Origin of the sequence: Candidatus Cybelea sp., from assembly GCA_036489315.1 — a bacterium.
Classification (GTDB): domain Bacteria; phylum Vulcanimicrobiota; class Vulcanimicrobiia; order Vulcanimicrobiales; family Vulcanimicrobiaceae; genus Cybelea.
On record DASXFZ010000010.1, the window covers coordinates 68,259 to 92,618 of the forward strand.

A 24,360-nucleotide genomic window follows, 5' to 3' on the forward strand; every position below is an offset into this window, starting at 1 on the left:
CACCGCGGCTATATTTGGCCGTCCGGCTGGTTCGGCAGCGGGAACCGGCGAACGCTTGTCGATGGCTAAATACGCAGGCATTACGGCAATCTTGCTGCTCGCCGCACTGCCGGTCGTTTCGGGGGCGGCCGTGGACGCCGGCTGGCACGTACCCGGCACGCCTGCCGTCACCTCGCAGAAGATCGTCTTTCGCAACGCGGGTGCCGTGTTACACGGCGTCCTCTACCGGCCGGCGGTCGCTCGTCCCGTTCCCGCGATCGTCGTGCTGCACGGTGCTTCCAGCGGCAAGGCCTCCGATCACCTCTACGATCACCTGCGAGAGGGTTTGCCGGCGATGGGCATCGCCGTACTCATTTATGATCGTCGCGGCAGCGGGGCGTCGACCGGATCTACCGGCACCGTCGACTATCCGACGCTCGCCGACGACGGAATCGCCGGTGCGCGGGCGATCGCGACGCTTCCATCGATCGAAGCCGCGCACATCGGGTATTGGGGGCTCAGTCAGGGCGGGTGGCTCGCCGTCTTGGCGGCGAGCCGCGATCCCCGCGCTGATTTCGTGGTCTCCGTCTCCGCGCCGCTGGTCACTCCCGAGGCGCAGATGGAGTTCGCGATGTCGAATCGGCTAACCGTCCTCGGCTATCCGAAGTCCGACGTCGACGCAATGCTCGCGGCCCGCAAAGCGTGGACGGGATATCTCGCGGGAACGCAGCCGCGCTCCGCGGCGGTCGCAGCGCTCGCCGCAATCCAAAACAAACCGTGGTTCGACTTGATGTATCTTCCATCGGCCGCGAGCTTGACGACCGATCCCGCCGCGTCATCCTGGCGCAAAGAGATGAACGAAGATATGCTGGCCGTCGTTCGAGCCGTAAGAGTCCCGGCGCTCTTTATCTACGGCGGCGCCGATCCGTGGATTCCCGTCGCCTCTACGCTCGACGCCGTGACGCGCCTCGCAAAGACGCAAAGAAACATTCGCTATGCCGTCGTCGCAAATGCCAGTCACGAAATGATGTTCGTCCCCAACGAGCGCATGGAGCTTTCGCCGGCGGCGGGGCCGCAGGCGCCGGCTTACTTCATGCTGCTCGCCTCGTGGCTGCGGAGCGTCCTCGACGCGAAGTAGCTAATTGGCGTTCGAAATCGTTACGCCGTATGCTCCGGGCGGCTGCTTTATCAAATAGTTCGACGGACCGCCGCCGGGGTAGTTGAAGAGCCAGACGCCGGGACGGCTGGCAGCCGCCAGTGCTCCCTTTGAGATCCAAAACTGGTTGACCCACTGCGCACCTTTGAGCGCAACGATTCCAGTCCGCTCCGCCGGGTTTCCCTTTACGTTGTAGCGCCAGATCTTATAGGGCGTCTTGGGACTTGCCAAGACGGCGAGCGCGAGGCCGTCCCACTGGATCGCGCCGTTGGTCTTGGGCGCGGGGCGCAGCGAAAACTTCGTCGTTTGCGATCCGCCGGCTCGAAGCCAACCGAAGTGATCCTTCCAGTCGGCGAAATAGAGATCGCCGAAGCCGTCGTACGCGATCGTTTCGACCTGCTTCACGATGCCGGCCGTCGAGTAGTACGTCGCGCTGCCGGTTGCGTTGGGATAGACGGCGATGTTCGGCTCGCTCCCGGCGGGCACGTTCGCGACTGCGAGATCTCCGCTGCCGATATCGACCGAACACGCCGCCGGCGCATTTTGAGGATCTTGCAGCGTCGCGATCGGGTCGCTTCCGCCGTGGGCGTACTCCACCAGGTATCCGTTCCCGCGGCCGTTGTCGGCGTTGGTGATCCAAACGTTGCCGTGCGTGTCGGCACAGAGCCCTTGTGGATCGTCGAGCCCATTGAGCTCACCGACGAGCGCACCAGAAGGATACTCAAAGACGTCGACGGAGTTCAACGCCGGCTGACTCACGTAGATGAGGTTCTTGAGCTTGGCCTCCGGTCGAATCCAGAAGCCGCTGTCGACCAACGGCGATGTCGCCGAGCCGATCAGCGAACGTCCCGTCTGCGCCCCGGCGCAAGCCGCAAGCGACGCGGCAAAAACGACGGCGACGACAAGACGAACTGATGGTGCCATAACGAACCTCCTGATCATTTAGTGCTCGGGCAGTTAGTTTCGCTTTAAGTCTTCGAATTCCACTCTGCCGAAAAGATGACCTGACGCAGCGGCTAGCCGGAGTACCACTTCATGACGCGCAGCGCGCGCACCGTATTCCAACGGCTGGCCTTGCCGATCTGCTCGTCGAATGCGAGTCCGAGCCGGTCCGCGTGAAGATGATCTAGCGGCCAGCGGCCGTCCGCGCGGCGCCGCCGCGCGACAATTTCGACCGCCTCGGCGGCACGCTCGTCGGGTTTTACGCCGGCGCTTTGCAGGTATTCGAGGCCGCGCAGCACGTCGTAGTGCCACGTCGTTGGAAAGCTAAACAGCGCCCAGTTGGAACTGACGACTTCGCCCGTGCTCAAGCGCCGGAACATACGCCGCTCTAGCAGATATTCGTGGGCTCTCCGCCGCGCGCCGGTGACGGCCCCCGACGCTCCCCACGCTCGTTCGTATTCCGACAGGCCTTCAAGAACGCGGATCGTGGAGTTGAAGGAGGAACGCACGCTCGGGGGCGCCTCGCAGTTCCATCCGCCGTCGGCAAGCTGTTCGCCCAAGAGGCGGTCGACGATCCGATCGCAGCGCTCGCCGAAGTAGCTTCCAAAAGCGAGAATTGCGCCGTTGATGCACGCTTCCGTCTCGCCGTCGAAGTAGGGTCGATCGCCGAGGCTCTCCCAGCGGAGGTTTGCTTTCACGCGAGCGACGGCCAGACGAGCCTCATCGCTCGACGGGTCGAGCCCCATCTCCCGCAAGAGCGCCAGCGCATCCATCGTGATCTCCAGCCGCGATCGCTGGTGTTCCACCAGCCCTCCGGCGCTTGTCGACCGAGCAGCGCTTTACCCCAGCCTTCGTTCGCAACGCGCGATCGCTTGCGCGCGACGGCGTCTGCGGGCTCGTCGGTAAGGTCGCGCATGACCTGCCAGCGAATCGCCGGATCTCCCTCAAGCAGCCACTGGACGGCGCTTACCTCACCCATTGTGCCCCATACGATCGACCAATTCGAAAGAGCTCCCCGAGCGGCCCTTCAGTTCGATCTCATTTTGACCCTCAATGAAAAGTCCTCCGACTGTTCTAGACCGTGACGGCCGGCCGCAATCGTTGCGTGCGTCGGCATCAGTGCGAGAACGAAACCCGGCTTGCACGTCGCCTTACCGAAATCGAGTGACGGCGGCACTGCAGCCGGCGAGAGCAAAAAGAAAACATCGACATGGTTGCAGCATGAGCGGACCAACGTCCAACTTCCACTGTAAGTGTCTCCTCCACGACGTGTGCAATATTAATTCGCACTGATTAGAAATTTGTGAAGGCAGTGCAAGGTCGATATCAACTTTTATAAAACAAAAATAACAATTCCAGCCCTGAAGGCTGCTGCGTCAGAACGGAGGAGCAATCATGCCAAAGCGTGGCGGCATCATCGGGATATCTGATCACGGCGGTTGGGCCGTGTTCGTAACGGTCGCGCGCGATGGGAGCCTCCTCGATCGCCGCCGCGTCGAGCTCGTTGACGAGTTCTTGCCCGCAATTCCCCATCACCACGAAGCTCAGGGGCTTGCGCCGCGCGAGGCCGTCGCTTTGGTCGAGCGCGTGCGCGAGTCTGCCGAGCGGCACGCCGCGCTCGCACTCGATGCCGTCGCACTGGCGGTGCGGCCTATTATTGGCGTCGCACTTCGCGAGTGCCCACCGCTTCCGCCGACGGTTGCCGAGCGAATCAAAGATTACCGTGCACGCAACGTTGCCGACTGGGTGATGTATCGAAGAGCGTTGTCCGGCGCTGCCGCCGCGCGCGGTTGGCCCGTCTACTGGTACGACTCGAAGAACGTTTTCGGCGCGGCGAGCGCGTCGTTGCGCGTTGACGACTTCGACGTTTACTCTCTTGAAATGCGCAAAGCCGTCGGGCCGCCATGGAACAACGATCACAGGCTCGCGATGGCGGCGGCTATTGCCGCATCTTCGGCCTTGCGCGGCGCTGAATAGAAACGTTAACGCGTCATCGCGATTATACACCCGTAAGATAAGCAGATTCGTCGCGCTAGGGCCTTCCGCAGCGGCGCGCTTGGTGTTAAGATGGGCGCGCTATGTTTCTTTGGCGCCTGCACTTTGGCAGATTTAGTGCAAGCGCTGTTCTTTGAATAGCTGTTCTTTAGAACAGCTGAAAGGTTTCAATGTTTGGGTTTACTTCCGTGTGCACGCGCGCCGCGAGCGGCGCACTCATGATCGCGCTGCTGGCCGGATGCGCGGGCGGAGCCCGCTCCGGCAGCTTCGGCGCCGTGCCTGCGGTATCGGCTCAGGCAGCCTACGTACGCTTTGGCTCGAGCGCGCCGGTGCTGCAGACGCTCGACGTTCCGCTGAGCCAGTTTCCGAACGCGGCCGGAACCCTTCTCACCGGTATTCGCGGCAACCTTATCACGGGTTTCATCGACACGCTAAGCGGGTCGAATCTGGGCGTCGTCTACGATCGAAAAACCGGCGTCTGGACGCCGATTAAATACCCGGGCTCGGCAAAGACCAGCGTATACGGCCCAGCCGTCACGCAGACGGGCTATCGGCTCGTTGGGAGCTATCAGAAAAAGGGGCAGGCCAACGCCGACGGATTTGTCTACGACTCCACGACCAAGAAGTACGTCGCCCTAGACGCTCCGGCAACCTTGTGCGCGCCCAAGTCGTGCAACTACACGATCGTTCACAGCAACTACGGTGATGCGGCCTACAAAGCGGTTGGAAATTACGATGCGGTAGGTTCCGGCTCGGCCCTGGCCCGTCCGGATACGTATCCCGTTTCGGGACATGCATTCATCTACGATTCGGCCACCTCGAAGTTCTCGACGCTCGAATTTCCCGGCTCCATCAGCGCGACGGCTTACGGCATTTGGATGGACGGCAATACCGTCGCGATCGCCGGCGGCTATACGGATAAGAAAGGCACGCACGCGTACGTCCGCAACCTCGCGGGGAGCAAAATGCTGGTCTACACGTGGCCGAAGTCGATCCTCACCCACTTCGAGGGGATCACGGGAGCAGGTGGTGCTGGAAACTACAACGTGGTCGGCGACTACTTCGATCTCAAAGACAAAACGCTCGAGTATGGGTTCTTCCTACCGATTCGCAACTGGACCGCGGGAACGCCTACAGTCATTGGCCCCGTCAGCGCCAACTCCGTCTTCGGACGGACCGCCATCGGCGTCTATGTTGGAGCCGGCCTAACCAACGGCTATATCACGGCGATCCCATAGAAGTGTGATCGCCGTGAAGTACTACGAGAGCCGATTTCCTCGAAGACCCCATCAAGAGACAGACCGACACAAACCGGCTATAGGAGAGACGTCATGAACACCCTGTTTCGCAACGCGTTGCTTGCCGCCACGGCGCTGGCTGGATTAGCCGCCGCAGGCTGTAGCGGATCTTCGGCCCCGATCCCCGCGCCCAATCTCAACTCCGCTCCGGCGGGACTCTCTGCCCATACAAATCCCTCGCCGACACCGGTCCCATTAAATTTTACGACCGTCGATAGTCCCGGAAGCACGACCTTCAATAAGGTTCTTGACATCAACGAGCTCGGCGTTATCGTCGGTACCGACGGCACCGGGACGGCAAGCGATCCCAGCAACGGATACGACTCATCGCCGCCCTACACGAAGTTCAACGCGCTTAATTATCCCGGGGCGCTCGATACCGTGTCGGCGGGGTTGTCGAGTAGCCGTTATAAGACGGGATACTTCGTCGACAGAAGTAAGGGACACCATACCTGGGGATTCGTCAAGGATCGCGGCATCTGGACGCTTTACAAGGATACCAAAGCGCCAAATGGCCCCGGCTGTACTACGGCACTCCTGGGTATCAACGTTTCAGGCCAAGCCGTCGGCTACTACATCGACATAAACGGCAATAAGCAGGCAACGGAACTGACCGTTAGCAATCGGCACTTTTCGGGCTTTCATCCGCCGGGAGCGGTCAGCGCTACAGCCAACGGAATCAATCAGCGCGGAGATGTCGTCGGAACCGAAACGCTCGGCAACGGCGTAACGGAAGGCTGGCTGATGCGTGACGGAGCCTACTTGCAGCTCGTCTATCCCAACGCCGTCAGCACCCAGGCACTGGGCCTCAACTTCGACGACGACATCGTTGGGTCGTATACCGATGTGTCGGGCGGCACGCACGGATTTATCCTCATCCACCCCAATCCGAGCAAAGAGTTTTGGCAGTCGGTGGACGAGCCGAATGCTGCCGGCTATACCGTCCTTACCAGCAACAACTCGCATCACGCGTTCACGGGTTGGTACGTCGATTCACAAGGGAACACACATGGATTTGTAGCCAACGCTAAACAGGGCGGTAGCGGAAGCGCACGCCCCGTGCGCTGATCGGTCCGGCAGCTACGAATGGCCGCCGTTTCATTTCAACCAGAATGTAGGCGGCGGCCGTGCCCACAGACTTTCATCAGCGGGCCCTGGATTTTCCAGACTTCGAGGTAGCGCCCTGAAAAAATGGTGGAGCTGTCGGGGTACCGCCCCCCGAGTCCAAGAAACCTTACCGGCGCGTTCTCCAGGCTCAGCTTCGGCTTTATCTTATTCGAACGGACGCCCCAAAGCGCGGCTTACCGTTCGCTGCAGATCCTTGATCTCGCACGTGCGTCGAATCACGCGCCCGTGCCAGCCCGAATTTGTGACCGGAGGGCAGAGTGGTTCGGGCCGACTCTCTGCGTCCGGTGACTAGCCTAGATTAGGCAGCCAGTGCGTATTCGTTGTTGGCAGTTATTGCCGTTGCGATCGTTTTAGGAGTGCTCGCAGCTCCGCCTGCTAACGCCGACTAAAGGCCTTCCTGTCGAACCTATTTCAGCCCCATGTCGGACAAGCATTATAACACGCCGGCCAAGCCTGGAGTTTCGCGACGCCTAGGTCTTCGCTTCGGAGCTGCTGGCCGCGTGTAAGAGCGTCGAAACGATCAGCATGATGATCGCGCCGTACAGGTCGGCAAGCCAGGGGTTGACGCCGCTGCTCGGATCATAGAGGTGGATGAAACGGACGGTGATCACGAAGAGCAGGTAGTTGATCACGAACGAGAAGAGCCCGAACGTAATCAGGGTGAGCGGCAGCGAGACCAACTTGAGAATCGGCCCGATCAGCGCGTTCACGAGGCCGAATACGATCGCCGCGATAACGGCGTTCCAGACGGTGGTGTTGTGGTAAAAGCCCGGAACGAACTTCGCGATTAGATAGAAGACCAGTGCGTTGATCAGGAATCTCAGGAGCCAGTTCAAGGTTTATACCCTCCTTCGAGTGCTTGCTTGACCTTTGCGGCCAAGGTAGGGCTCATCCCTTTAACGGCGGCGATTTCGTCGAGCGCCGCACGGCGAATTCCCGCCGGGGAGCCGAAAGCGGTGAGCAGGCGCTTTTTGCGGACCGGGCCGACGCCGTCGAGCGCGTCGAGCGCCGAACGCGTCATCGACTTCGCGCGCCGCAGACGATGGTAGGTGACGGCGAAGCGGTGCGCCTCGTCGCGAATTCGCGCGACGAGATGCAGCGCCGCCGAGTTCGCAGGCAGGACGATCGGCTCCGACTGGTTGGGAAGGTACAACCATTCGTGCTCTTTGGCGAGGCCCGCAACCGGCAGTCCCGTCATGTCGAGCTCTTCGAGCACCTCGACGACCGCGCTGAGCTGACCCTTGCCGCCGTCGATCAGCAAGAGGTCGGGTTTTTTGTTGAACTTCTCTTTTTTCGCCAGCTCGCGTTCCATGAGGGTTTCGGTCCGGTCGGTTTCGCGGCGCAGATAGCGCAGCCGCCGGCGCAGCGTCTCCTGCATCATCGCGAAATCGTTGGGGCCGCGGTCGTACTGAATCTTGAAACGGCGGTACTCGCTCTTGCGCGGCCGCCCTTCCACGAAGACGACCATCGATGCGACTGGGTTGGTTCCCTGGATATTCGAGACGTCGTAGCACTCGATGCGATGCGGGGGCTCCGGCAGCTCGAGCGCGTCCGCGAGGTCGGTGAGCGCGCGCGCCTGCGCGGTCTCCTGTACCTCCTGATGCGCTAAGAATGCTTTGAGATTCTGCTCGGCGTTCTTCTGCACCAGCCGCAGATAGTCGCAGCGGGCGCCGCGCTGCGGCTGCAGGATGCGCACGCGCTGTCCTTTGACCGACGACAGCCAGGATTCGATCGTCTCGCGCTCGTCGGGCAATGCCGTAACGAGCAGTTCCTTGGGAATCGCTGCCGCTTGCGCGGCGGCCGAGCGGCGCGTCTCCGGAACCGGCGCCTGCACGTCGCGCGCGACGCGCGCCGGCGAGTACGCTTTGCCATCGAGTGCGCTCGCCGTCCGTGCGGTGTAGAACTGCTTGAGGAACTCAGCGGTCAGCAGCGCGTCGGTCTGGTCGTAGACGCCGTCGAGGATGAAGTGTTCTTGGCCGATCAGCTTGCCGCCGCGCACGAGGAAGACTTGCATGCAGGCTTGCCCCTGCGAGCGGGCGACGGCGATAAGGTCCATGTCGAGCCGCGATTTCCATACGACCTTCTGAGCCTCGGTCACGCGGCGCACCTGCACGATGCGATCGCGCAGCCGCGCCGCCGCTTCGAAGTGCAGCCGCTCGGCGGCGTCGCTCATCTCGTGCTGCAGGCGGTGCAGCAGCGAATCTTGCTTGCCCTCCAAGAAGAGGACGACCTCGTCGATCGTACGATCGTAATCTTCTTCCGTCTGATAGCCGACGCACGGCGCGAGGCAGCGCTTGATGTGATACTGCAGGCACGGCCGCTTCCGGCGCCCGTCGATCGGCTCGCGGCAGGTGCGCAGCGGAAAGACGAGCCGCACGAGATCGATCAGCTCGCGCAGGCCGTGCGCGTTGGTGTACGGGCCGAAGTAGCGTGCGCCGTCATTGCGGATCATGCGCGTGAAGACGACCCGCGGAAACGGCTCGTTGGTAACCTTCAAGTACGGATAGCGTTTGTCGTCGCGCAGACGCACGTTGAACGGCGGCTGGTAGCGCTTGATGAGATTTGCTTCGAGTATCAGCGCCTCGACTTCGTTGGTTACGACGATCGTGCGCACGTCGAGGACGCGGGCTGCCATGGCCGCAATCCGCGTCTGGTGCGCCGCTCCCTCCTGGAAGTAGGAACGAACCCGGTTGCGCAGCGAGACGGCCTTACCGATGTAAAGGATCTCGTCGCCGGGCCCGACCATCAGGTACACGCCGGGCGCGTCGGGGATATGCGCAAGCGTCTCTTGCAGCCTCACGGCGCCGGCCGGCTCAGGAATCGGCGCGAGCCGGGCGCCTCCGGAGCCGCAGGATGACGATCGCCGCGATTACCGCGACGACGGCCACGCCGAGCAGCAGATAGGCGCCGCGATGCAGCAGCGGGAGCACGGTATCGAGGTGCGCGCCCAGGGCGTGGCCGATTAAAATCAAGCCACTGCAAAAGATCAGCGATCCGAGGAACGTCCAAAGGTAGAAATGCGCGAGGTTCATCTCGGCGATGCCGGCCGGTATCGAGACGACGCCGCGCAGCACCGGTAAAAACCGGCAGATGAAGACCGCAAAGGTGCCCCAGCGTTCGAAAAATCGATGGACGATCATCAGCCGATCGTGCGTGAAGTGCACGTACTTCCCGTAACGCTCGATGATCGGCACGCCGCCAAAGCGGCCGATAGCATAGCCGACCGTGTTGCCGGCCAGTTCGCCCGCCATGGCGACCGCGATCGTCAGCCAGAGGCTGCTCAGGTGGCCGGTCGCGGTGAGTCCGCCGGCCACCGGAAGTATGACCTCGGTGCCGATGGGGACCGCCATGTTGCCCAGCGCCAGCCCGACGAACAAGCCGAGATAGCCGTACGTGTCGATGAGCGATACGATCGCCTGCTGGAGGTGTTCCACCGGCTTCTTTACTCTCGGGCAGACGCGGTGTTTCGAGTCGCTGCGCGGCGCAGAATCTCCGCAGCGGAGCTGCCCCCTTCCATCCGCAGGGCCTCGAAGAGATCGCTGGGGCCGATCTCGCGGTCCCCGGCGCGCTCCTGGGCGAGCGAGACGATCCGCCGGACTCGGGGCGTGATGAGGATGCCCTCCCACAAACGATCCTCGCCGGTGCCGAGCGCTCGCCGGACTTGCGCGTGGACTTCGGGTACGTCGATACCGTCGGCATCAAGGGCCTGCAGCGTCGCGGGATCGCGCTCCTCGAGCAAGGCGACCAGCAGGTGTTCGGCGCCGACGTAGTAGTGACTGTGATTCCGGCACTCTTGCTCGGCTACTCGAAGCACGCGCCTTGCGGCTGGGTCAAAGTTTGAGAACAAGACGTCCTTCGACAGGCTCAGGATGACAAGTTAGAGGAGGAAGGAAACTTCGGGGCGACACGATTTGAACGTGCGACCTCTTCGTCCCGAACGAAGCGCTCTACCAAGCTGAGCCACGCCCCGAAGATTTCTCGCTTTTTCGCAGGGCGATGCTCCCTTCCTTTCCAAAGAGGCCTCTCGTTGCTCATGAGATACCTCATCGTCGGCTGCGGACGGGTCGGCTCGTCGCTTGCAAAACTTCTCGAATCTGACGGACACGAAGTCATCGTCGTCGACGAAAACGCCGCCGCATTCAAACGTCTCGGACCAAACTTCAAGGGACACGTCGTCGTGGGAACCGGCATCGATTACGACGTCCTCAAGCGAGCGGGCGCGGCGACCGCCGACGGCTTCATCGCCGTCACCAACGGCGACAACCGTAACATCATGGCGGCCCTGATCGCCCAGCGAATGTTCAAGATCCAACGCATCGTCGCGCGCATCTACGATCCGCCGCGCGGCCAAATGTACCGCCAGCTCGGGGTGCAGACCGTCTGTCCAACGACCGTCGGCGCAAAGATGATCCGCGACACGCTCATCGGCGCGCCGTGGGAGAATCAACTCTTCGATTTCGGGCGGCTGACGTCGCTCGCGGCCGTCGTCGGCGACGCCGACGCGGGCAAACGCATCGCCGACATCGAGGAAGAAGGCCGTATCCGCATCGCCGCCGTGCGCCGCGGTCCCAAAGAGGTGATCGTCGCCTCGGCCGAGCTCGTCCTGCAAGTAGGTGACGAGTTCAGCGCCGTCGTCGGGCCCGATGCGATCGGCGATTTCGCCGCGCGCTTCAGCGCCACACCCGTCTTCTCGCGAGCGATCGCTTAAGAGTGTTCATTCTGATCGTCGGCGGCGGTAAGGTCGGCTCGTATCTCTCGCGCGCGCTGCTCGACCAGGGCCACGAAGTCGTCGTCGTCGAGAAAGAGGAGCGCAAGGCGAGGATGCTCGAGCGCCTGATCGACCGGAAGGTTACGGTCGTGGGCGACGGCTGCGATCCGATGGTCCTCGACGCGGCCGGCGTCAACCGCGCCGACGTCGTCGTCGCCGACACGGGCGACGACGAAGACAACCTCGTCGTCGTGCTGCTCTCCAAGCGTAAATCGAAGGCGCGCTGCATTGCGCGGGTCAACAATCCCGCCAACAAGCTGATCTTCAGCTCCCTGGATAAGGACGATCCGGTTATCGTCATCTCCTCGACGGAGTTGATCCTCGACGTACTCAACGAGCACGTCAACGCCTCGAAGTACCGCTCGATGCTCGAGACGATGCATCTCTTTGGCAAAGGCGACATGCAGCTCGTGAAGGTCGCGATACCGGAACGCTCGCCCATCGACGGCAAGCGACTCTCCGAGATCGGGTTTCCGCACAACTCCGTCGTCGTGGCGATCGATCGCCCCGAACAGGATCTCGAGATCCCCACCGGCGACACCACGCTGCGCGCCGGCGACGCGATGATCGTCATCGTCAAGAACGGCGCGGTCGAGCGCATCCGCTCGATTATCGGCGGCTAGTCCTCGGCGCGCCGTACGGCCCGCCATCGCCAAATCGCAACCGCGGCAAAAACCGCCTCAACGACTCCGAACGGCCACGCGCCCTGTAAAAAGCCGTATACGGATCCAAGCGCGCACGCGCCCGCGAAGCCGAGGATGTACCAAGGGCTGCGGCGCTCCAACGCGTACGTCACGAGCATCGCGGTAACCGCAACGAGACCGAAGAGCGTCAGCGCGTTCAAACGCAGGCTAGATATAACCTTTCTTCAAAGCAACGACCGCGGCTTGGGTGCGATCGGTGGCGGAGAGCTTCTCGAGGATGTCGCGGATGTGCCCTTTCACCGTACCAAGGCCTAGATGCAGCGTCTCGGCGATCTCCGAGTTCGCGTGTCCATCGGCGATGAAGCGTAAGATCTCCGTCTCGCGCGGCGTCAGCGGCGAGGGGCGCAGGCCCGACGGCGCGCTCGCAGCAAAGCGCGAGAGCACGACGTGCGCGATCTTCGGGTCGAAGTAGGCACCCCCTTCGCTCGCGATGCGCACCGCGTCGACGATTCGATCGGTATCCGAACTCTTTAGGCAATAGGCATCGGCCCCGGCACCGAGCGCGGCCAGAACTTCGTCCTCGATATCGAGCATCGTCACGATGACGACGCGCGTGCCGGGCAGTTCCGTTCGCACGCGCTTCGTCAGTGTGACGCCGTCGACGTCCGGAAGGCCGATGTCGATGACGGCGACGTCGGGACGCTCCCGCAGGATCGCTTCCCATCCGCCGGCGCCGTCGGCGGCCTCGGCGACGACGTCGAACGTCGCAGCGAGCGCGGTGCGCAAACCGGCGCGCGTGAGCGCGTGATCTTCGACGATCGCGACCCGGGGGCGCGCGGTCGTCTCCATTACTCGTCGATCGCCGGCAAGGTCATCGTGAAGGTGCTGCCCGCGGGCGAACGCGGCGCGTACTGAGCGCTGCCGCCGTGCTTTTCGGCGATGCGCCACACGATGTAGAGGCCCAAACCGCTCCCTGCGCCGGGATGGCCGCCGGCAAAACGCTGGAAGAGGCCGGCGCGCCGCTCCTCGGGGATGCCATAGCCGTCGTCGTCGACCGTCACGGCGATCGTTGCGCCGGTTCGATGCACTCCGGTGATAACGTGGCCGCCGCGCGGCGTCGCGTCGATCGCATTGGCGACGAGGTTCGCGATCGCGCGCCTGATCTCGTGCGGATCTCCGCGCGTCGCCAGCGGCCGCGGGCCGATCTCCGCGCGGATCTCGACGCCCTTCACGTCGGCGACCGGCTGCAGCTCTTCGACGATTCGTAAGACCAAGTCGTCACAGAAGACGCGCTCGTTGAGCGTCGATGCTTCGCCGGCCTCATAGCGCGCAACGAGCAACAGCGTCTCGACGATTCGCCGCTGGTCGTCGTTTGCCGCGAGCGCCGTGTGGATCACCGAACGATACCGTTCCGGCAGCTCCCCGTAGGCGCCGTTGAGCGCTTGGCTCATGGTGACGTGCGCCGCCGTCAGCGGCGTGCGCAGATCGTGGGCGAGCGCGTAGACGATATCGCGGATCACGTCGCCGCGATCGGCGAGCTCGTTCTTCTGCCGCGCGTTCTCTTCGCTCTGCTCGCCGAGCTGCGTGAAGAGCGCGGCCTGCCCGAGCGCCATCCCCGCCTGCTGAGCGAACGCTCGCAGCGTCGGCGCGGCGTCGGCGTCGAACGGTTTGTTCAGCGCACATTCGATCAGGATATATTCGCCCGGACCGCTGGTCGCAATAGCCGTCGCGAGCGCCTGCTCGGCGCCGAGCGCATCGAGCGTTAAACGCCCGAGTGCATCGTTTTTCGTAATGACGAGCACTTCGTCGACCTCCGCGGCGTGCGCCGCCAGCGATGCAACCTCAGTGCTCAGCGCGCGCCGCTCGACGGCGATGTCGCGATCGCCCGAGGTATACGAAAGGGTCAGCGGCGCGCCGAACGACGTCTCGCGCACGATCAAGGTCGCCTTCGTCGCCCCGAGCAATGCGACCGATTGGCGCGCGACCGCGCGCTGCACGAGCTCGAGGTTGAGCGTCTCGCGGACGCTCCCGATCGCTTGGCGCAGCGCCTTCTCGACCTGGACTTGCCGCATGCGTCCGGCCGAAACGCCGGCTTCGCGCGCGAACTCTTGCGTCTTGACGCTGAGGTAACCGACCAAGACGAAGGACGCGGCAAGCAGAATCCGGTCGCCGATCGCGACGATGCTCCACGTGTGGCGCGCTATCGCGCCATCGTAGTATCCGGCCAGGGCGTTGGCGATCTCCGAAGCAATGACCAGCCGCGTCGTTAGCCTGCTCTGCAAGGCCAAGCTGCTAAGCGCAATCGGCGCATTGAACAGGATCGCGACGATCAGCAGCTGCGGCGTGAGCAGATCGATGATCCACGCGATCAGGAGCAGGACGTAGCAGAGGAAGGCCACCTCCGCGCGTTTTCGGGCCTGTCGGCGGGGCCGCCTTGGCCTAGCGCGAAGGGCTGGGCCGATGGATCGCACCGCACGAGCGGAGGAACTGCTGCGCGAGCTTGGGGGCCGCGCGCGCCTCGTCGTATACGTCGCGGGCGCACCCGGCGCCGGAAAAACGCGCCGCCTTTTAGAGGATGCCCGTCGCCTTGCGGCCGACGGCAAGCGCGTCTTCATCGGGTGGATCGAGACGAAGGGACGCCCCGATCTCGAGCGCATCGCCGCCGGGCTCCCGCGCGTGCCGCCGCGCCAGGTCGAGATCGGCGACCGAACCTTCGAAGACTTCGATTTTGACGCAGCGGCGCGCGCCAAGCCCGACGTCATCGTGCTCGACGAACTCGCCCACGATAACCTCGGCGAGGCGGCGCACGCCAAGCGCTGGCAAGACGCCGTCGCGCTTCGTGAGCTCGGCATCGGCGTCATCGCCGCGTTTAACATCGCCCATCTCGAGACGGTCGCGCCGACCGCCGAAGCGCTGCTCGGTTATCCCGTGCGCGAGATCGTGCCGTTCTCGTTTTTGCAATCGGCCGACGAAGTCGTGGCACTGGACGTCTCGCCGAGTTTGCTGCAGAGTCGCGTGCGCGCCGGGAAGATCGTCAACGAACAGGACGTCGATCGCGCGCTCAACGGCGCGTTCAAGGAGCAAAACCTGCACATGCTGCGCGAGCTGCTGCTGCGCACGGTCGATAGCCTCACGCTCCCGGTCTTTAAAGCCGGTCGTACCTCGATGGCCGCCGCCTTCGTTTATCCCGAGGTCGACGCCGCGCCCTATCTCAAACGCACGGCCGCGATCGCCAACGCGCTCGATCTCGGCCTCGAAGTCGTTCCGATGCCGGGTGCCGGTGGGCCCGAACTCGAGCGCGTCGCGCGCGAGCTCGGCGGCGAGGTGCTGCACGAAGGCGTCGATCCCGCAGCCTCATCCGGCGACTTCCTGCGCGCCGCACTGGTCGCACTGCCGAAGGACCGCGCAGCAACGAAGCTGACTGGGATGCCGCTCCCATACGATCTCTTCATCGTCGGCCTCGGTCAAACGTACATCGGCGAGAATCCAGCCCGGTCGCCCTACTCGCAGACCGCGGGCGATCGCCTGCGCGTCGGCTATGGGAAGCTGACCGTCTACATCGGCGCCGCCGCCGGAGCGGGCAAAACCTATGCGATGCTCGATCGCGCGCATCAGCTCAAGGCCGACGGCGTCGACGTGGTCGCCGGCTTCGTCGAGACGCATGGCCGCAGGGAGACGGCCGCCTTGCTCGATGGGCTCGAGGTCGTTGCGCCGCAGACGATCACGGAAAACGGCATCACCTACACGGAGTTCGATCGCGCGGCCGTTATAGCGCGCAATCCGCAGGTCGCGCTGATCGACGAGCTGGCGCATACCAACGCGCCTGGCTCCGTAGCGCCGAAGCGTTTCTACGACGTGCTTGCGGTGCTTCGCGCCGGCATCGACGTAATTACCACGCTCAACATCCAGCATTTGGAAGGCCTCGGCGATACGGTGCTCCGGCTGACGGGCACCGTCGTCCGCGAGACGCTTCCCGACGGCATCCTCTCACTCGCCGACGAGGTGATCCTCATCGACGTCACGCCGGAGACGCTGCGCCAGCGCTTACGCGAAGGAAAAATCTATCCGCTGGATCGCTGCGAAGCGGCGCTGGCGAACTTCTTCCGCACGGAGAACCTCTTCGCGCTGCGCGAGCTGGCACTACGCGAGGCGCTGCGCGCGCGCCATCGCGAACGCGTCGCGTCGCCGTTCGATCGCCTGCTGCTTTCGATCGGCTCGCGTGAAGTCGATCTGCCGATGATTTCCCGCGCCGGGCGGATCGCCGCTCGCCTTGCGATCGAGTTCACGATCGCGCACGTCGTCGGACCGCGCCAACGCATCGATCCCCAGGTCGTCGAGAGGCTCCGCTCGGAGGCACGTAAGACCAACGTCGAGTGGATCGACGAAGTGGCCGACGACGTACCAAAGCGCATCATAGAGATCGCCCGGTCCGTACCGCAAACGACGGTCGCGCTGGCCGGCACCCAGCGCCAGCCGCGCTGGCTCGGCCGCCCGTCCTTCGCGCGCCGGCTGCTCGATGCCGGCGCGTACGAGTTGCTGGTCTTGCTGCGCCCGGCAAACTCAGCACTAAGCACCGCCGCAAGCGAAGAGTAGCTAATCCGGCTTTGTTCCGTCGAGCGCGAGGTTGAGCTCGAGGACGTTGACGCGCGGCTCGCCGAGAAAGCCAAAGATTCGCCCCCGAACGTGTTGCGCAATTAGGGAATTGACCGACGATACGCTGATGCCGCGCACCTTTGCCACGCGCGGCGCCTCCCAGTACGCTGCTTGCGGGCTGATGTCGGGATCGATTCCGCTGGCGCTCGAGGTCACTAGATCGATCGGCGGCGCGCCCGCCGCGCCGGGATTCTCTTTCTCGAGCGCGGCGATCGTCGCTTTCGTGGCGTCGATGAGTTTCTTCGACGTTGGGCCGAGATTCGTGCCGCCGGTTGAGGTTGGGTCGTAGCCTTTGCCGGCCGCCGACGGACGCCCGTGGAAGTACTGCGGCTTCGTCCAGAGCTGCCCGATGATCGCCGAGCCAATGGCCTTTCCGTTGACGGAGATCAGCGAACCGTTCGCCTGACGGGGAAAGAGCAGCTGTGCTAACAGCGTCATAACGAGCGGATAGAGCAGCCCGAAAATCACGATCGAGATGACCGTTACGCGCAATGCTGTGGAGAGTTCTTTTATCATCGTTCGACCTACGTGAGATGCAGCGCGGCGAGAATCATGTCGATGGCCTTGATGCCGATGAACGGAACGATGATGCCGCCGAGGCCGTAGAGCACCACGTTCTCGAACAGCACGCGGTTGGCACCCTTGGGCTGGTACCGCACGCCGCGCAGTGCGAGCGGAATCAGCGCGACGATGATGAGCGCATTGAAGATGACCGCCGAAAGGATCGCGCTCTGCGGGGTCGTCAGCCGCATGACGTTGAGGATCGCCATCGCCGGATAGGCAACCGCAAACATCGCCGGAAGAATAGCAAAATACTTCGCAACGTCGTTGGCGATCGAGAAGGTCGTCAGCGCACCGCGCGTCATCAGCAGCTGCTTGCCGATCTCGACGATCTCGATGAGCTTGGTCGGATCCGAGTCGAGGTCGACCATGTTCGCCGCTTCTTTGGCCGCCTGCGTCCCCGAGTTCATCGCGACGCCGACGTCCGATTGCGCCAGCGCCGGCGCGTCGTTCGTGCCGTCGCCGGTCATGGCGACGAGCCGCCCCGACTGCTGCTCGCGCCTGATCAGATCCATCTTCGTCTCGGGCGTCGCCTCGGCGAGAAAGTCGTCGACGCCGGCCTCCTTCGCGATCGTGGCGGCAGTCAGGGGGTTGTCGCCGGTGATCATAACCGTGCGGATTCCCATCGCGCGCAAGCGGCCGAAGCGCTCCGTCATGTTCGGCTTGAGAATGTCTTTGAGATAGATGACGCCGATGATCAGCGTGTTGCGCGCCAAAAGCAGCGGCGTGCCGCCGCTTCGCGCAATCTGCTCGATCTGGGGCAGCAGGTCGGTCGTCGTCGAGCCCCCCGCCTCACCGATCCAAGCCAGCACCGAGTCCGGTGCCCCTTTGCGAATCTTCACGCCGTCGGAGAGATCGAGGCCGCTCATCCGCGTGTAGGCGCTGAACGGAACGAACGTCGAGCCCACCGGCGCCCCGCCGTTCGAGGAACCGGCCTGCTGTGCGAGCGCGACGATCGAGCGCCCTTCCGGCGTCTCGTCGGCGAGCGACGATAGGTAGGCGATCCGCGCCGTGTCCTTCGGATCGATCCCGGGCGCCGCAACGATCTGCACGGCCTGCCGGTTTCCCAGCGTGATCGTTCCCGTCTTGTCGAGCAGCAGCGTGTCGACGTCGCCGGCCGCCTCTACGGCGCGCCCGCTCATCGCGAGCACGTTGCGCTGCATCACGCGGTCCATCCCCGCAATGCCGATCGCCGAGAGCAGACCGCCGATCGTCGTCGGAATCAGACAGACGAGCAGTGCGATGAGCACGGTGACGCTCTGATGCAGGCCGGCGTACACCGAGAACGGGGCCAGCGTCGCGACCGCGATCAGAAAGATGATCGTCAGCCCCGCGAGCAGGATGGAGAGGGCGATTTCGTTGGGCGTCTTCTGCCGCTGCGCCCCTTCGACGAGTCCGATCATGCGATCGAGAAAGCTTTCGCCGGGATTCGCCGTGACGCGAACGACGATGCGATCGGAGAGTACGCGCGTTCCGCCGGTGACCGCGCTGCGGTCGCCGCCCGACTCCCGAATTACCGGCGCCGACTCGCCGGTAATGGCGGATTCGTCGATTGTCGCCGCGCCCTCGAGCACGTCGCCATCGGCCGGGACGACCTCGTTGGCCTCGACGACGTAGCGGTCGCCCTTGCGCAGCTCGCTGCTCGGGACGCGCTCCTGACCGCCATCTTCCTGCAGGCGCCGCGCGTAGGTACCGGATTTAGTGCGGCGCAGAGCCTCGGCTTGGGCCTTGCCGCGGCCCTCGGCCACGGCTTCGGCGAAGTTCGCAAAGAGCACCGTGAACCACAGCCACGCCGCGATCGCGAAGTCGAAACCGACGATTGCCGCGTGCGCCGCCAAATCGCGCACGAAGAAAATGGTCGTCGCCGCGGCCCCGACCTCGACGACGAACATCACCGGATTGCGGGCCTGCCACCGCGGATCGAGCTTTCTGAAGGAATCGGTAAGGGCGCGCGTCAGGATCCCGCGATCGAACAGCGAGAGCGCTTTCGGACGCCGTTCCAAGCGGCGCTGGCTGAGCATCAGTACGTCTTCCCCTGCTGCACGAGCAGGTGCTCGACGACCGGGCCGAGCGAGTCGGCCGGAAGAAAGGTTAGCGCGCCGACGATCACGATCACGCCGATGAGCAGCGCCACGAAAATTCCCGAGTGGGTCGTGAAGGTGCCCGGGCCTTCGGGTATCGCCTTCTTACCCGCGAGCGCGCCGGCCAGCGCGAGCGCGGGAATCGCAACCGCGAACCGGCCGAACATCATGTTGACGCCGGTCAGCAGGTTATAGAAGAGATTCGGACCGAGCCCGGCAAACGCCGAGCCGTTATTGGCATTGGTCGAGGTGAACGCGTAGAGAATCTCCGAAAAGCCATGCGGCCCCGCATTGTTGAGCGTTGCTAGGCCGGCCGGAAGCACCGCCGCGATCGCCGTTGGTACGAGACATAGCACCGGCGTGACGAGCGCGGCGAGGATCGCGAACTGCACCTCGCGTCGCTCGATCTTCTTCCCAAGATACTCGGGCGTACGCCCGACCATCAAGCCCGCAATGAAGACCGTCAGCACCACGAAGACGATCATGCCGTAGAGCCCGCTCCCGACGCCGCCGAAGACTACCTCGCCAAGCTGCATGTCTACCAGCGGAATGAGGCCGCCGAGCGGCATGTAGGAGTCGTGCATGGAGTTGACCGCGCCGCACGACGTGTCGGTGGTGACGGTCGCGAAGAGCGCCGAGCCGGCCGTTCCGAAACGGCACTCCTTGCCTTCCATGTTGCCGCCGGCGACGCCGAGCTGATGAACGATCGGGTTGCCCGCCGACTCCGCCCAGTACGCCACCGTGAAGCCCGCAAAGAATAGGATCGCCATCGCGGTGAAGATCGCCCAGCCCTGGCGCGTGTCCTTGACCATCTTGCCGTACATGTACGTCAGGCCCGCGCCCAGTGCGAAGATGAGCAGCATCTCGACGAGGTTGGTGAGCGGCGTCGGATTTTCGTTGGGTGAGGCGGAGTTCGCGTTGACGAAACCGCCGCCGTTAGTGCCGAGCTCCTTGATGACCTCTTGCGAGGCCATCGGGCCGCCGGTGATCGTCTGCGTGAAGCCTTCGATCGAGTGCAGCGTCGCGTAGGCGTGGAAGTTCTGCGGCATTCCCTGCCAAACCAGGAAAAGACCAAACACGACCGCGATCGGCAGCAGCACGTAGAGCGAGCAGCGCGTGAGGTCGACCCAGAAGTTTCCAAGCGTCTTCACCGAGGTCCGCGCGAGCCCGCGCACGACGGCGACCGCGATCGCGATACCCGCGGCCGCGGAGACAAAGTTGTGCCACGCCAGGCCGGCCATCTGCGAAAGATAACTCATCGCCTGCTCGCCGGAGTAAAACTGCCAGTTCGTGTTGGTCGTGAAGCTGACCGCCGTGTTCCATGCAAGGTCCGGGGTCATATTGTCGACGTGCTGCGGATTGAACGGCAGCCACTTTTGCGTCCGCAGCAGTAGGCAGAGATAAGCGAAGCCGAGTATCGAGAACAACAGCATCGACAGCGCGTAGGCATACCACGTCATCTCGGCGTCCTCGCGAATCCCGCAGGCGCGGTAGATCATCCGCTCGAGCGGCGCGAAGAAGGATGAAAGCCACGTGCGCTCGCCGCTAAAGACACGCGCCATGTACGAACCCAGCGGCTTGGTGACCGCGAGCACGATGAGAAAGAAGACGATGGCCTGGAGCCAACCGATGCCGCTCAAAACTTCTCCGGCCGCAGCATCGCGAAGATCAGGTAGGCGAGCGCGGCAATCGTCAGCATCAAGCCCAGCACGTCGTCGAACACCATGGAGGCCTACACCCTTTCGCAGCCGGCAATGTAGAGGTCGAGTGCGACAAAGCAGACGATCGAGAGGACGACGATTCCGAGCTCGAGCAGCATGCCTCTACGATATCCGGCCGACGCCGCTCGCGCCATCCGCCGAATGGATGATCCGAATGGACGGTTTGCGGTGCCCGTGCGCACCTTGTATACTTGCCGCTATGGTCTCTGTACGACTCGTTGCCGCCGCGATCCTTACGTGCTCCGTCGCCGCGACGGCCGGCACCGCGCTTGGACAGCCGGCGCCGTCGAACTCGCCGTCCCCCGCGCCCTCATCGACCCCGAGTGGGCCCAGCGATCCGTGCGGCTCGCTGCTCTCGATCGTCAACCGGCCCACGGTGACGACCGGCGTCTGCACGGTGCGCACCGGGCACTTCGACGTAGAGCACGGCTATACGAATACGACGACCATCGGACCGGGCGGTGGCAGCAGCGCAAACTACCCACAGTCGCTCATTCGTATCGGAACCGCAGATCCGCACTTCGATATCGAGCTCGGGCCGCCGAGCGCCGAAACGTCGTCGCTCGGAACGCCGCGCGTCGACGGCTCCAGCGACGTCAATCTCGGCGCGAAGTACGAGCTGGGCTACACCTCGAAGGCGGACTGGGGCATTAACGGGGTGGTCACGTTCCCTACCGGAAGCCGCGCCTTTTCCGCCGGGAACGCGCAGTTCACCGGCAACGTCAACGGTGCGTATACGCTTAGCTCGGAGTTTGCGCTCGCCGGTACCCTCAGCTTCAACGCCTTTAGCGCGCTCAACGCGGGCGGCGTCGCGCAGTCCTATTTTTGCTTTCTGCCGAGCCTCGAGCTCAGCGCCGCCCTGCCCGGCGGCCCCTCGCAGATATCCGCCGAATACGCCTATTTTTCGTCCGCCGGGCCGAACGTAGGCGGCAAGAGCCTCGTCGACTTCGTCTATCAGCGTGATTTCGGCAGCCACGTTCAGTTCGACGTCGAGTACGGTTTCTCGCCGACCGCCATCAATGGCCAAACGTCGCACTACGTAGGAGCGGGTCTCTCTTTCATGAACTAAAACGGCCTGGAGGAATGTGAATGAACGCCGCAGTCCCACAGGTCAATATCGGAAACACCGGTTTTATGCTTCTCTGCGCGAGCCTCGTCATGCTGATGACGCCGGGGCTCGCGTTTTTCTACGGAGGCCTCGTCCAGCGCAAAAACGTCTTGACGATCATGATGCAGAGCTTCATGTCGCTGGGCTGGACGACCGTCCTTTGGTTCGCCTTCGGCTACTCCGAAAGCTTTGGGCCCGATTGGCACGGCCTGATCGGCAATCCCGCGACGTACGCGATGCTTCGCGGCGTCACGCTCCATACGATGTTCACCGGAAACGACGCCGGCATACCCTTGGTCGTGCACATCGCCTATCAGATGATGTTCGCAATCATTACGCCGGCGCTGATCACCGGCGCATTCGCAAACCGCGTGACGTTCAAGGCCTATTTTTGGTTCTTGACCGGCTGGCTGATCTTCGTCTACTTCCCGTTCGTGCACATGCTGTGGAGCCCGGACGGCATCTTGGCGAAGTGGGGCTGTCTGGATTTCGCGGGCGGCATCGTCGTCCACGCCTCGGCCGGTTTTGCAGCCCTCGCTTCGGTGCTCTACGTGGGGCGCCGCAGCGTCATGGATAACCGGCCGCACAACGTCCCGCTGATTGCGCTGGGCACCGGCCTGCTTTGGTTCGGCTGGTACGGCTTCAATGCGGGGTCGGAGCTGCGCGTCGATTCGGTCACCGCCAGCGCCTTCCTCAACACCGATATCGCGGCATCCTTCGCCGCCATCGCGTGGCTGCTGGTCGAGTGGGCCCGCGGACGTCAGCCGAAATTCATCGGCTTGCTCACCGGTGCCGTCGCCGGCCTTGCAACGATAACTCCCGCCGCCGGCTATGTCTCGCCGACGACGGCCGTCATCATCGGCATCGCGGCCGGCGTCGTCTGCTACTTTGCGGTTACACTGAAGAATCGCCTCGGCTGGGACGACGCGTTGGACGTCTGGGGCGTCCACGGCGTAGGCGGCTTCTTAGGGATCTGCCTGCTCGGCGTCTTTGCGTCGACGCTCTGGAATCCCAATGGCGCAGACGGCCTGCTGCGCGGAAACCCGTCCTTCTTCTTGAAGCAGGTCGCCGCGGCCGCGGTCTGCAGCGCGTGGGCCTTCTGCTTTACCTACGCGATGCTCTGGCTGATCAATCTCGTGACGCGGGTAAAGGTAGACGAAACCGCCGAGGAGCGCGGCCTCGACGTCGAACTGCACGGCGAGGAGGCCTATCCGCTCGGCGTGTGACGCAGCGCCGCTCGCCGGACGACACGGTCGAGCGCGAGACCGCCGGCGAGCAAGGTCGCCAGTACAACGGCGAACGTCGCATCGACGATCGCTTCGCGAAACGGAAGCGACGCGGGCAGCGCGAGCGCGAGCGCGAGAGAGAGGGCGCCGCGCATCCCCGCGACGCGAACCACGCCGACCCATTCCCGCCGTACGGGACCGGGGCACAAAAGGCTAGCGACCGCGAAGCGTGCGATCGCGACGCCCGCTAGGGCGGCGACGGTAAAGATCGGTGCCGCCGTGAGCCGGCTGATCTCCAAGGCTGCCCCCGCCAAAAAGAAGACGACCGCATTTGCGCAGAGTGCGGCGACGTCCCAGAAGTGCTCGACCTCACGGGCGATCGTCAACGTGATGGAGGCGCGCTCGTAATAGCGCAGCGCAATCCCGAAAGCGATGGTCGCAAAGATGCCGGAGAGGTGAAGATAGTCGGCCGCAAAGTAGGCGCCGTAGGCGCAGGAAAGCGTTGTCGCGATTTGCACCGCCGCGCCCCCGGCGGCTCGCTGCAACGCGCGGGCGGCGATAAACGCAAGTGCGATCCCCAGCGCGACGCCGCACACCGCACCGGCGATCGTTTGCAGGGTGATAAGTGCGATCGAACCCGCACCGGCGACGCCCAGTGCAATTCCGGCCAGCACGGCGCGGTACAGCACGACGGCGACGGCATCGTTAAAGAGCGACTCGCATTCGACGATCGTCGCCAGCGTCCGCGGCACGGGCAGCCGGCGGAAGACCGCGACGACGGCGATCGGATCGGTCGCACTCAAGATCGCGCCGGTAAGCAGCGCCGGGCCGAGCGGTACGCCGACGATCGCGAGCGCGCCGGCAACCATGCCGGCCGTAAGCAAAACGCCCGGACCCGCGAGCATCGCGATTGGGAGCCACTGCCGTCGCATCGCACGGAAATTCAAGTTCCATGCGGCCTCGAAGAGCAGTGCCGGCAGAAAGACGTAGAGGGTCGCATGGCCGAATGCGTATGCCAGCCGGCCGGGCTGAAACAATCCGTAGACGACCCCCAGCGCAACGATCGCCAGAATTTGCCAGAGCTTCACGGGCCTACGTGC

General features: G+C 63.7%; 24 protein-coding genes, 1 tRNA gene and 1 other RNA gene. 9 read left to right on the forward strand and 17 right to left on the reverse strand.

Annotation, left to right across the window (positions count from 1 at the left end; all coding sequences use genetic code 11):
* Positions 1-61: 61 nt before the first annotated feature.
* Positions 62-1,117 carry an alpha/beta fold hydrolase gene (locus VGG51_02015; GenBank protein HEY1881802.1) on the forward strand — a complete coding sequence of 352 codons (1,056 nt, stop codon included), beginning with the start codon at positions 62-64 and terminating at the stop codon, positions 1,115-1,117.
* Here the strand turns inward: VGG51_02015 and VGG51_02020 are convergent, their stop codons facing one another.
* A complete protein-coding gene (locus VGG51_02020) occupies positions 1,118-2,059 on the reverse strand; it encodes a hypothetical protein (GenBank protein HEY1881803.1) in 942 nt (313 codons plus the stop codon). It lies immediately after the preceding gene.
* A gap of 92 nt (positions 2,060-2,151) precedes the next feature.
* Positions 2,152-2,883, reverse strand: coding sequence for a hypothetical protein (locus tag VGG51_02025; protein ID HEY1881804.1), 732 nt, complete (start codon positions 2,881-2,883; stop codon positions 2,152-2,154).
* 589 nt (positions 2,884-3,472) lie between these two features.
* On the opposite strand from VGG51_02025, the gene VGG51_02030 reads away from it, so the two are divergent.
* The 3 genes from VGG51_02030 to VGG51_02040 all read left to right on the forward strand — a co-directional run bounded on the left by VGG51_02030 (position 3,473) and on the right by VGG51_02040 (position 6,438).
* Positions 3,473-4,054, forward strand: a complete 582-nt coding sequence (locus VGG51_02030) for a hypothetical protein (protein ID HEY1881805.1) — start codon at positions 3,473-3,475, stop codon at positions 4,052-4,054.
* 236 nt (positions 4,055-4,290) lie between these two features.
* A complete protein-coding gene (locus VGG51_02035; protein ID HEY1881806.1) occupies positions 4,291-5,310 on the forward strand; it encodes a hypothetical protein in 1,020 nt (339 codons plus the stop codon).
* Positions 5,311-5,403: 93 nt separating this feature from the next.
* The gene (locus VGG51_02040; GenBank protein ID HEY1881807.1) at positions 5,404-6,438 is read left to right on the forward strand and encodes a hypothetical protein; all 1,035 of its coding nucleotides are present in this window, start codon (positions 5,404-5,406) and stop codon (positions 6,436-6,438) included.
* Positions 6,439-6,562: 124 nt separating this feature from the next.
* Here the strand turns inward: VGG51_02040 and ssrA are convergent.
* From ssrA to VGG51_02070, 6 genes are all read right to left on the reverse strand, one after another.
* Positions 6,563-6,917, reverse strand: a transfer-messenger RNA (tmRNA) gene (gene ssrA / locus VGG51_02045).
* 51 nt (positions 6,918-6,968) lie between these two features.
* Positions 6,969-7,334 carry a phage holin family protein gene (locus VGG51_02050; GenBank protein HEY1881808.1) on the reverse strand — a complete coding sequence of 122 codons (366 nt, stop codon included), beginning with the start codon at positions 7,332-7,334 and terminating at the stop codon, positions 6,969-6,971.
* Positions 7,331-9,298, reverse strand: coding sequence for an excinuclease ABC subunit UvrC (uvrC, locus tag VGG51_02055; protein HEY1881809.1), 1,968 nt, complete (start codon positions 9,296-9,298; stop codon positions 7,331-7,333). Before uvrC ends, VGG51_02050 begins: the two co-directional genes overlap by 4 nt.
* Positions 9,299-9,311: 13 nt before the next feature.
* Entirely contained in the window at positions 9,312-9,932 is a 621-nt protein-coding gene (locus VGG51_02060; GenBank protein HEY1881810.1) for a DedA family protein, read from the reverse strand.
* A gap of 8 nt (positions 9,933-9,940) precedes the next feature.
* Entirely contained in the window at positions 9,941-10,312 is a 372-nt protein-coding gene (locus VGG51_02065) for a Clp protease N-terminal domain-containing protein (GenBank protein ID HEY1881811.1), read from the reverse strand.
* An 82-nt stretch (positions 10,313-10,394) separates the two neighbouring features.
* Positions 10,395-10,468, reverse strand: a tRNA-Pro gene (locus VGG51_02070).
* 63 nt (positions 10,469-10,531) lie between these two features.
* Here VGG51_02070 and VGG51_02075 point away from each other — a divergent pair.
* Together VGG51_02075 and VGG51_02080 are read left to right on the forward strand one after the other, a co-directional pair.
* Positions 10,532-11,206 carry an NAD-binding protein gene (locus VGG51_02075; protein HEY1881812.1) on the forward strand — a complete coding sequence of 225 codons (675 nt, stop codon included), beginning with the start codon at positions 10,532-10,534 and terminating at the stop codon, positions 11,204-11,206.
* A gap of 2 nt (positions 11,207-11,208) precedes the next feature.
* Positions 11,209-11,889, forward strand: a complete 681-nt coding sequence (locus VGG51_02080) for a TrkA family potassium uptake protein (protein HEY1881813.1) — start codon at positions 11,209-11,211, stop codon at positions 11,887-11,889.
* Here the strand turns inward: VGG51_02080 and VGG51_02085 are convergent.
* The 3 genes from VGG51_02085 to VGG51_02095 are packed head-to-tail and all read right to left on the reverse strand — an operon-like array spanning position 11,886 to position 14,309.
* Complete coding sequence (locus tag VGG51_02085; GenBank protein ID HEY1881814.1) at positions 11,886-12,110, reverse strand: hypothetical protein; 225 nt, start codon at positions 12,108-12,110, stop codon at positions 11,886-11,888. The two genes, VGG51_02080 and VGG51_02085, sit on opposite strands and share 4 nt — an antisense overlap.
* 7 nt (positions 12,111-12,117) lie before the next feature.
* Positions 12,118-12,759 carry a response regulator transcription factor gene (locus VGG51_02090; GenBank protein HEY1881815.1) on the reverse strand — a complete coding sequence of 214 codons (642 nt, stop codon included), beginning with the start codon at positions 12,757-12,759 and terminating at the stop codon, positions 12,118-12,120.
* On the reverse strand, positions 12,759-14,309 hold the full coding sequence (locus tag VGG51_02095) for a HAMP domain-containing sensor histidine kinase (GenBank protein ID HEY1881816.1): 1,551 nt from the start codon (positions 14,307-14,309) through the stop codon (positions 12,759-12,761). The genes VGG51_02090 and VGG51_02095 overlap by 1 nt, the downstream gene beginning before the upstream one ends.
* A gap of 61 nt (positions 14,310-14,370) precedes the next feature.
* On the opposite strand from VGG51_02095, the gene VGG51_02100 reads away from it, so the two are divergent.
* On the forward strand, positions 14,371-16,503 hold the full coding sequence (locus VGG51_02100; GenBank protein ID HEY1881817.1) for a hypothetical protein: 2,133 nt from the start codon (positions 14,371-14,373) through the stop codon (positions 16,501-16,503).
* Here the strand turns inward: VGG51_02100 and kdpC are convergent, their stop codons facing one another.
* The 5 genes from kdpC to VGG51_02125 are packed head-to-tail and all read right to left on the reverse strand — an operon-like array spanning position 16,504 to position 21,060.
* Positions 16,504-17,079 carry a potassium-transporting ATPase subunit KdpC gene (gene kdpC / locus VGG51_02105; GenBank protein ID HEY1881818.1) on the reverse strand — a complete coding sequence of 192 codons (576 nt, stop codon included), beginning with the start codon at positions 17,077-17,079 and terminating at the stop codon, positions 16,504-16,506.
* Between the two features lie 8 nt (positions 17,080-17,087).
* Complete coding sequence (gene kdpB / locus VGG51_02110; protein HEY1881819.1) at positions 17,088-19,145, reverse strand: potassium-transporting ATPase subunit KdpB; 2,058 nt, start codon at positions 19,143-19,145, stop codon at positions 17,088-17,090.
* On the reverse strand, positions 19,145-20,845 hold the full coding sequence (gene kdpA / locus VGG51_02115; GenBank protein HEY1881820.1) for a potassium-transporting ATPase subunit KdpA: 1,701 nt from the start codon (positions 20,843-20,845) through the stop codon (positions 19,145-19,147). The genes kdpB and kdpA overlap by 1 nt, the downstream gene beginning before the upstream one ends.
* On the reverse strand, positions 20,842-20,931 hold the full coding sequence (locus VGG51_02120) for a potassium-transporting ATPase subunit F (GenBank protein ID HEY1881821.1): 90 nt from the start codon (positions 20,929-20,931) through the stop codon (positions 20,842-20,844). Before VGG51_02120 ends, kdpA begins: the two co-directional genes overlap by 4 nt.
* A 6-nt stretch (positions 20,932-20,937) precedes the next feature.
* Entirely contained in the window at positions 20,938-21,060 is a 123-nt protein-coding gene (locus tag VGG51_02125; GenBank protein ID HEY1881822.1) for a hypothetical protein, read from the reverse strand.
* Positions 21,061-21,125: 65 nt separating this feature from the next.
* Between VGG51_02125 and VGG51_02130 the strand changes: the two genes are divergently transcribed.
* On the forward strand, positions 21,126-21,995 hold the full coding sequence (locus VGG51_02130) for a hypothetical protein (protein ID HEY1881823.1): 870 nt from the start codon (positions 21,126-21,128) through the stop codon (positions 21,993-21,995).
* A 20-nt stretch (positions 21,996-22,015) separates the two neighbouring features.
* Complete coding sequence (locus VGG51_02135; GenBank protein HEY1881824.1) at positions 22,016-23,260, forward strand: ammonium transporter; 1,245 nt, start codon at positions 22,016-22,018, stop codon at positions 23,258-23,260.
* Here the strand turns inward: VGG51_02135 and VGG51_02140 are convergent.
* A complete protein-coding gene (locus tag VGG51_02140; GenBank protein HEY1881825.1) occupies positions 23,242-24,348 on the reverse strand; it encodes a sodium:proton antiporter in 1,107 nt (368 codons plus the stop codon). The genes VGG51_02135 and VGG51_02140 overlap by 19 nt on opposite strands.
* Between the last annotated feature and the right edge of the window lie 12 nt (positions 24,349-24,360).

Coding starts and splice junctions, on each gene's coding strand:
- VGG51_02020 (HEY1881803.1), bottom strand. CDS start 2,059: ATGGCACCATCAGTTCGTCTTGTCGTCGCCGTCGTTTTTGCCGCGTCG.
- VGG51_02125 (HEY1881822.1), bottom strand. CDS start 21,060: ATGGCGCGAGCGGCGTCGGCCGGATATCGTAGAGGCATGCTGCTCGAG.
- VGG51_02040 (HEY1881807.1), top strand. CDS start 5,404: ATGAACACCCTGTTTCGCAACGCGTTGCTTGCCGCCACGGCGCTGGCT.
- VGG51_02015 (HEY1881802.1), top strand. CDS start 62: ATGGCTAAATACGCAGGCATTACGGCAATCTTGCTGCTCGCCGCACTG.
- VGG51_02075 (HEY1881812.1), top strand. CDS start 10,532: ATGAGATACCTCATCGTCGGCTGCGGACGGGTCGGCTCGTCGCTTGCA.
- kdpB (HEY1881819.1), bottom strand. CDS start 19,145: ATGCTCAGCCAGCGCCGCTTGGAACGGCGTCCGAAAGCGCTCTCGCTG.
- VGG51_02130 (HEY1881823.1), top strand. CDS start 21,126: ATGGTCTCTGTACGACTCGTTGCCGCCGCGATCCTTACGTGCTCCGTC.
- VGG51_02035 (HEY1881806.1), top strand. CDS start 4,291: ATGATCGCGCTGCTGGCCGGATGCGCGGGCGGAGCCCGCTCCGGCAGC.
- VGG51_02030 (HEY1881805.1), top strand. CDS start 3,473: ATGCCAAAGCGTGGCGGCATCATCGGGATATCTGATCACGGCGGTTGG.
- VGG51_02135 (HEY1881824.1), top strand. CDS start 22,016: ATGAACGCCGCAGTCCCACAGGTCAATATCGGAAACACCGGTTTTATG.
- VGG51_02100 (HEY1881817.1), top strand. CDS start 14,371: ATGGATCGCACCGCACGAGCGGAGGAACTGCTGCGCGAGCTTGGGGGC.
- VGG51_02120 (HEY1881821.1), bottom strand. CDS start 20,931: ATGGTGTTCGACGACGTGCTGGGCTTGATGCTGACGATTGCCGCGCTC.
- kdpC (HEY1881818.1), bottom strand. CDS start 17,079: ATGATAAAAGAACTCTCCACAGCATTGCGCGTAACGGTCATCTCGATC.
- VGG51_02090 (HEY1881815.1), bottom strand. CDS start 12,759: ATGGAGACGACCGCGCGCCCCCGGGTCGCGATCGTCGAAGATCACGCG.